The sequence below is a fragment of the Capnocytophaga sp. oral taxon 332 str. F0381 genome, assembly GCF_000318275.2.
GTDB lineage: Bacteria > Bacteroidota > Bacteroidia > Flavobacteriales > Flavobacteriaceae > Capnocytophaga > Capnocytophaga bilenii.
This window is the reverse complement of record NZ_KB291297.1, coordinates 1-8135: the sequence shown is the minus strand read 5'-3', so window position 1 is coordinate 8135 and position 8135 is coordinate 1. Positions and strand designations below refer to the sequence as shown.

The 8135-nt window shown below is 38.2% G+C and carries 7 protein-coding genes; all 7 read right to left on the bottom strand.

The features are described from left to right. Positions 1 to 90: 90 nt before the first annotated feature. Complete coding sequence (pepT, locus tag HMPREF9075_RS05420; RefSeq protein WP_009415477.1) at positions 91 to 1317, bottom strand: peptidase T; 1227 nt, start codon at positions 1315 to 1317, stop codon at positions 91 to 93. A 124-nt stretch (positions 1318 to 1441) separates the two neighbouring features. Next, on the bottom strand, positions 1442 to 2209 hold the full coding sequence (lptB, locus tag HMPREF9075_RS05415; RefSeq protein ID WP_009415476.1) for an LPS export ABC transporter ATP-binding protein: 768 nt from the start codon (positions 2207 to 2209) through the stop codon (positions 1442 to 1444). A gap of 3 nt (positions 2210 to 2212) precedes the next feature. Next, on the bottom strand, positions 2213 to 2866 hold the full coding sequence (locus tag HMPREF9075_RS05410; protein WP_009415475.1) for a hypothetical protein: 654 nt from the start codon (positions 2864 to 2866) through the stop codon (positions 2213 to 2215). Positions 2867 to 2870: 4 nt separating this feature from the next. After that, positions 2871 to 3686, bottom strand: coding sequence for a twin-arginine translocase subunit TatC (tatC, locus tag HMPREF9075_RS05405; RefSeq protein ID WP_009415474.1), 816 nt, complete (start codon positions 3684 to 3686; stop codon positions 2871 to 2873). A gap of 157 nt (positions 3687 to 3843) precedes the next feature. Then, on the bottom strand, positions 3844 to 5796 hold the full coding sequence (locus tag HMPREF9075_RS05400) for an OmpA family protein (protein WP_009415473.1): 1953 nt from the start codon (positions 5794 to 5796) through the stop codon (positions 3844 to 3846). Between the two features lie 43 nt (positions 5797 to 5839). Beyond that, positions 5840 to 6748 (bottom strand): type IX secretion system membrane protein PorP/SprF, encoded by a 909-nt coding sequence (locus HMPREF9075_RS05395; RefSeq protein WP_009415472.1) that lies wholly within the window; start codon positions 6746 to 6748, stop codon positions 5840 to 5842. A 95-nt stretch (positions 6749 to 6843) separates the two neighbouring features. Beyond that, the coding region (locus HMPREF9075_RS05390; protein ID WP_009415471.1) for a gliding motility-associated C-terminal domain-containing protein at positions 6844 to 8135 on the bottom strand (1292 nt) is incomplete at its 5' end.

Here is an 8135-nt window from a genome sequence, read left to right as displayed (position 1 = left end):
TTCGCTTTCCTTCATAGTGTGACAAACTAGCAGATTAACATTTTTGCCAATTTCCCAATTCGCTAATTTGCTAATCTGCTAATTTCTTAATTAATTCTTCTTCGCTACCAATTCTGCTATTCTAATGATCACTTCAGTAGCTTTTTCAAGGTTCTCTACAGGTACAAACTCGTATTTCCCGTGAAAGTTATGTCCGCCTGCAAAAATATTAGGACAAGGCAAGCCCATAAAGCTAAGTTGCGAACCATCGGTACCACCGCGAATAGGTTTGGTAATAGGTGTAATACCCAATTCCTTCATTGCGCGTTCAGCTACCTCTACAATGTGCATCACGGGTTTTATTTTTTCACCCATATTATAGTATTGGTCTTTTATTTCAGCCACTGCCACATTAGGAATTTGTTTGTTCAAATCGTCTACAATTCTCTGTACTACAGCTTTGCGTTTCTCAAAGAGGTCGCGGTCGTGGTCGCGTATAATTAGCTGTACTACAGTATTTTCTACATCACCAGAAATATCGGTAATATGATAGAAACCTTCCCTACCTTCAGTGCGTGCTGGTATCTCATCAGCTGGTAATGCATTGATAAACTGAGTAGCCACGAGCATTGAGTTTATCATTTTGTTTTTGGCAGTACCAGGGTGTACGTTTTTTCCTCTGAAATAGATTTTAGCCCCTGCAGCGTTGAAGCTCTCGTATTCCAGTTCACCTATCTGTCCGCCGTCCATTGTATAAGCCCAGTCAGCAGCAAATTTTTTTACATCAAATTTATGTGCTCCACGCCCTATTTCTTCATCAGGAGTAAAACCAACTCGTATTTTTCCGTGTTTAATTTCAGGGTGTTGCACAAGGTATTCCATAGCGGTTACTATTTCAGCAATACCAGCTTTATCGTCAGCACCCAAAAGAGTAGTACCATCGGTGGTAATAATCGTATTGCCTTTGTAAAGCAACAAATCCTCAAAGTAAGAAGGCGATAATACAATATTTTGTTCTTTGTTAAGCACTATATCACCCCCATCGTAATTTTCTACAAATTGTGGATTTACGTTTTCACCCGAAAAATCTGGTGAAGTATCAAAGTGTGAAATAAAGCCTATGGTAGGTACTTCATAATCTACGTTTGAAGGCAAAGTCGCCATTACATAAGCGTTTTCATCTATGGTTACTTCTTGCAAACCTATGGCTTTTAGTTCTTCCACCAATAGGTTCGCCATATTCCATTGCTTTTCAGTACTTGGGGTTGTAGCACTCTCAGGGTCAGACTGAGAGTCTATTTTTATGTATTTTATAAATCTATCTACTAAATTTTTCATTATATATAGTTTTTAGTTATTTTTCTTAAGTTTTTTATAGTACAATTCCACTACACGCTTTGTCAAACTTTGAAAGTTTGACAAAGTTGAATATATTGATTACACTGATAATCACAGAACTACCTTAGTGGGCTATCTGTTTTACAGGTTCATCGTCCAATATTTTCTTTCTTCTCAATTCAAAATTCCTTCCAAGGTATACCTTCCTCACCATTTTATCAGCAGCAAGCTCCTCCGGCACCCCCGATTTTAGAATTCCTCCTTCAAACATCAAGTAAGTGCGATCGGTAATAGCAAGGGTTTCTTGCACGTTGTGGTCAGTGATAAGAATACCTATATTTTTATTTTTGAGTTGAGCTACAATGCGCTGAATGTCCTCCACAGCAATAGGGTCTACCCCTGCAAAAGGCTCATCAAGCAAGATAAACTTGGGACTGGTAGCCAAAGCACGTGCAATTTCAGTACGGCGCCGTTCTCCTCCAGAAAGTAAGTCGCCGCGATTCTTACGGATATGCCCTAAACTAAATTCCTCTATTAGCTCATCCGTCTTGCGTTGTTGTTCCGCCTTTGAAAGTTTCGTAAGTTGCAATACACTTTTTATATTGTCCTCAATACTCAATTTTCTAAATACAGATGCCTCTTGTGCCAAGTAGCCAATACCATTTTGGGCACGTTTATACATAGGGTATTGGGTAATATCTGTATTATCTAAATAGATTGTCCCCCCATTAGGCTTAATAAGCCCTACTATCATATAAAAAGAGGTAGTTTTTCCAGCTCCATTAGGACCTAATAAACCCACTATTTCGCCTTGACTCACTTCCAGCGAAACTCCTTTTACTACTTTGCGCCCTTTGTATATTTTAATGATGTTGTTTACTACTAATTTCATATATTAAAACGAAAAACGATAAGGTATTTCGTTGAGTTCTGTTTCTAAATCTACCCAATCATACACCTGTGTAACAAGGCTATAAACCATTTCTTCGGTAAGTGTTTTTCCCTCGTAAATATCTGTAATGGTTTGCTCATCCATTACCTCTTGCAAATAGGCATCTTCACCCAAATAATCCACTGCCCACTCCTTGTATTTAGCAGGATCAGCAGTTATTTGGTTAAACATTTCTATATGTTCCTCTACGGGGAAATTTTCTTCACATTGCCAATGTTGCCCGTCAAGTGAATATATTACAAAAGGAATGTCAGCATCGCGAAAACGTTTGCGGTAGTAGGGTAAGAATACTTTAGGTATCCGCTTTTCAAAATCTCGGTTGTTATCCCCTTTGCTGTCTTCAGCACTGTTAGAAGGCACTATTAGGCAGGCTTTTTCTGTAAAATAAAAAGATAATGATGAGCCCACTTCATCTTCAAATCCGTGCCCCCACTGGGCTTCATAACCTTCATACTCCTCTTCTTTCGCTTTGTAGTAAGTATGATATACTTCATACTCGTGACCACAAATAATCCAATCTAATACTGCCCTGCCTTTGCAAAGCTGGCGCAACGCCTTTACATCGGGAAGCTGCGCTAAATAGGTATTACAATTCATTTAACTATTTAATTTTAGCTTTTTTTTGTTCTTTTTTATACACATAAGCCGATATAAAAATACTTACCTCGTATAAAATCATTATAGGTATCGCTACAATTATTTGGCTTGCTACATCGGGGGGAGTAATAATTGCAGCTATGATTAGTACTACTATTACGGCGTGCTTTCTGTATTTGCGCATAAAGTGAGGGGTTACAATGCCTAAGCGTGTTAAGAAATAAATAATGATAGGCAGCTCAAAGACTATACCACACGATAATACTGATGAGCGCACCACCGATATATAGGAATCTATATCTATTTGATTTACAACCTCTGGGCTCACCGAATAGCTCCCCAAGAAATTTACAGATAAGGGGGTTATTAAGTAATAGCCAAATAAAATCCCCAAGAAAAACAGCAATGAAGCTATCAGTATAAATCCCTTTGCCAAACGACGCTCATTCTCATAAAGTCCCGGACTTATAAATTTCCAAAGCTCGTATAGCAAGTACGGAAATGATACTACAATCCCTGTCCAGATTGATGTCCATATATGAGCCGAAAACTGCCCTGCCATAGTACGGCTTTGTATCGTAAAAGGCAATTCGCTATTACAAAAATCACTCTCAAAACCAAAGAAATGACCCACTGAACAGAACATTCTGTAAGTAATAAAATCACCTCGCTTGGGCGCAAATAAAATGTTGAATACAATATCTTTCCATACAAATGCCACTACCGATACCAAGAGTACTGCAACAGCCGCACGTATAATATGCCAGCGCAGTTCTTCAAGGTGGTCTAAAAATGTCATCTCTTTTTCAGAATCTTCCATTCCCTTTCTTGTGATAATCTTTGTGTAATATTGTGGCGCAAAGATAATAAATAAAATAATAACAACAATATTTGTAATAAAAAAAAGCTGCCCAAAAGTACTTCTTATAAAATACTTTCAGGCAACTTCTTTAGTTATTTTTTATATTTGCCAAACATTATTCCATACTTACTATGATAAATTCGCTACGGCGATTTTCCTGATATTGTTCCTCTGTACAAGGTACACCATTAGTACAGTTATTTACAGGCTGAGTTTCACCATAACCTTTAGCACTTAAACGATTACGCTCTATACCTTGTTTTACCATCCATTCAAGGGTTGCTTTTGCACGCCTATCAGATAGTTTAAGGTTGTAAGCATCAGCACCACGACTATCGGTATGAGAACGAATATCCAACTTCATATTAGGATGTTCCTTCATTACCTCTACAATCTTAGCCAATTCCACTGCTGCATCTTCTCGTATATCCGCTTTATCCAAATCAAAGTATATTTCCTTAATATTCAATACTTTTGCCAAATCCACATCCTTATCTATAGTAATTTCACGTGGCTTAATCATAAATTCGTAGAATACATCACCCTCTACACTCAAGTCAACAAGCACTTCTGTAGTTTCATATTTTCCTATCTCGGCGCGCAAGTAGTAATACAAGTCTTTACAGTTTACTTTATCAAATGAGAATGAGCCGTCAGGTTTTGTTTTTTGTCGTGCCACCTCTTTCATTGTCTTATCCGAAAGGATAATCAATCCATCAGCTATCACATCGTTGTTTTCCGAATCTTTTAGCACCCCTTTGATCATCTTTTCACAATCAAATACCAAAGGCTTTTCTTCATAAAAACTATAAATATCATCTTTACCCTTTCCACCTGGGCGGTTAGAGCTCAAGAAACCTATTCGGGTATCGCTATCCATTACAAACGAAAAGTCATCATCAGCACTATTACCAGGCATACCAATATTGATAGGTTTAGATACAGTACCATTTTCGTAGAATTTTACAGCAAATATATCCAACCCTCCCAAACCAGGAAAGCCGTCTGATGAATAATACAATATATTGTTTTTAGACACGAAAGGAAAAGACTCTTTCCCTGCTGTATTTACAACATTACCTAAATTCTCAGGTTTGCCGTATTGGTTATCCCCCAATATTTTCACCCTGAAAATATCAGACCCCCCTAATGAACCTGGCATATCCGAAGCAAAATACAAATACTTTCCATCAGGAGAAAGCGCAGGGTGAGCTACATTATAATCATCACTGTTAAAAGGCAACTCAGTTACATTTCCCCAATGTCCATTAGCATCTTTGGTACTTTTCAATATTTTAAGTCGTATTGCCCTTTCCATATCCGAGCCTACTCGCCTATTTACATAATTATTTCGCGTAAAATAAATCGTATTACCATCTTTGGTAAAAGCTGCAGTCGATTCGTTAAAAGGGGTATTTACTCCCGTAGAAAACAATTTTTTGTTCGTAAGTGTTTCTTTATCACAATCAGCTATATAAAGGTCGTAAAAACTCTCACCCGTCCATTTCGATACACTCCAACGAGTAGCCTTTGCGCTATTCGCTGCTGTAAATACTACCTTATTATCACCATAAAAAGCTACTCCATACTCAGAAAATTCTGTATTAATACTCACAGGGTGCACTTCAAGACGACCAGAGTTCCCTTGTATTACCTGCTGATAGTCTTTATTTTCTTCAAAAAGTATGGCTCTACTATCCTTGTTATCTGTCAATTCAGAGAATTTAGCCATCAGCGCATCCGATTCTTCGTAGCGTTTCTCAGTTTTCAGTGCCTGTGCGTAACGATAATAGTACTCAGGCTTCACATTGTACTTGCCTTCTTCAAAGAGTTTTTCATACCAAGGCAAAGCATTCTTGTACTCAGCGTTATAATAATAAGCATTCCCCAAGCGCTCTAATAGCTCCTGACTTTCATAACCCTTCTTAGCTATCTTTTCATAAATCTTAATGGCATCCACATAAGCATAATTGTTATAAAGCTCATCAGCTTTTTGTAACTCACGTGGTTGTGCCACTAGTACAGAGGTAGTAAGTAGTGCAGCAATCGAAAAAGTAAGTATTTTCATCTCCTTAGTTTATATTTTTGTATTTAATAACAGTTCTGTTTTATTAGAAGAAACGTGGTGAAACGATCTTCTTGTATGTTTTTACCAATTCGTAACGCAAGAATATTTCGTGCGAACCTGAATTGTATTTAGACAAGTCGGTGGTTTCAAAATCGTAACTATAGCCTGCAAACCAACGGTCGTTTATTTGGAACCCTGCCATTACACTCAATGCTGCCGACCAGCGGTAAGATGCCCCTATCACAAATTTGTCATTAAACATAAAGTTTAAAGAGCCATCTATTTGCAAAGGTGCCCCAAAAGACATTTTTCCTAACACTGCTGGTTTAAACTTCACAGTGTCGCTTAAATCGAACACATAACCTCCTATAAGGTATAAGTGTTGTGAATTTTTGAGTACTGATACCGCATTGCCTTTGTAGTGGGTAGTTTCAAGCATATTAGGTACTGAAAATCCTACGTAGTACTTATTGGTATACCAATAGAACCCAGCTCCCAAGTTGGGTGAGAATACACTCTCTTTACCACTGAGTGATGCATCACTTGCATCTTGTTTCTTTAGTTCGTCATAATCTATTTCAAAAATATTGCCTGCTCCCTGCAAACCAAACACTAATTTTGAGTTTTCAAAATTGATAGTGTATGATACAGCTACGTTTAGAGCGGTTTGGTTTTGAGGTCCTATACTTTCGCGAAAGATACTTCCTCCTAAGCCTACGTTGCGCATAGATTGCATAGGCTGGTGATAGCTAATACTTCCGTTAGTAGGTGCTCCTTTTAGCCCTACCCATTGGGTGCGGAACATTCCAAAGAAACTTCCTACTTCACGAGAACCTGTATACCCTGGGTTGAACAGCATAGTGTTGTACATATACTGTGTGTATTGCGACTCTTGTTGAGCAAAAAGTATGCCTGAAAATAAAGTCAGAACCCATAATAATCTTTTTTTCATATCCAAATATGTTATAATTTTAATATTTTTATAGCTTATTTTTAAATATAAGTTTTGCCGAGCTATTACACTCGGCAAAACTATATTAAATATACTTATTTCTTCAAGTACAACCAGCCCGAAGCCGTTTGTTTCTTATCAGATAAGTCTTGATACTCTATCACGTAGTAATAAGTACCTTGCGGCAAACGATCACCAGCTTCCACTGTGGTACGTGCACTTGAGCGTCCTGTGAACACTTTCGTTACGTTGTCATATCCTTCTACACTAAATACTTCTACACCCCAACGGTTGTATATACGTACTTTGTTATTTGGATAATTCTCTATACCTCCTATATGGAAGTGGTTATTAGCGGCTGAACCATTGAGAGATACCCCGTTGTAGATGATAATTTCTGAACCTACTTTTACACTTACAGTTGCTGTTGCACAACCTGCTGCGTTACATAATTCGTATACGAAACTATCTATACCTACAAAGTTTCTATTAGGTGTATATTCAATAGTACCATCTGCATTCACTACTGCAGTACCTTTTGCAGGAGTGACAGTTATTACAGGGGTTACTGCTCCGTTAGGTGTATCATTAGTTAATACCTCTATTGTTACAGGCGTTCCTATAAAGGTTTGTGCACTATCATTCTCTGCTATTGGCAATGCACTTGTATCCGAAACTACCGTAAAGGTTACTACTCCTTCTGTACAATCTGTAGGAGTTGCTACAGTACATACATTATAAGTAATTGTGTAATTACCTGGCGCAGCATTCTCCGGTATGGTTATAGTACCATTAGGATTTACTGTTGGCACTGGGTAACCAGGACGAGGAGGTGTTACAACCACATTAGTAATTGTTACGTTGCTACCTGTTGCACTTGTTGTGCTACCATCAGGATTTACTACATCGTCATTGTCAAATATACTTGGCGTAGTACGTGTGCCTGTACCTGTTACAGTAAAGCTATCAGGGTTAATGATAGGTGCAGGTTGTCTTACTGTAAGCGTAGTTGTTGCACTCACGCAAGTAGATGATGCTACACACATATCATAAGTGATAGTATACAAACCTGGTCTTAAACCATTTGGTACTGTTATTGTACCGTCAGGGTTCAATGTTGGCGACAAGGTACCTGGCGCACTTGGCGTTACTACTACATTAGTAATGGTAACGTTACCACTTGTTGCACTTGTAGTGCTTCCGTCAGGATTTACAAAGTAGTCATTGTCAAGTACACTTGGTGTTGTACGGGTGCCTGTACCTGTTACCACCAATGGGTCTGGTGTGATTACCAAAGTAGTTACTGGAGGCACTACTGTAAAGGTCACTACCCCTATAGTACAATCTGTAGGAGTTGCTACAGTACATACATTATAAGTAATCGTGT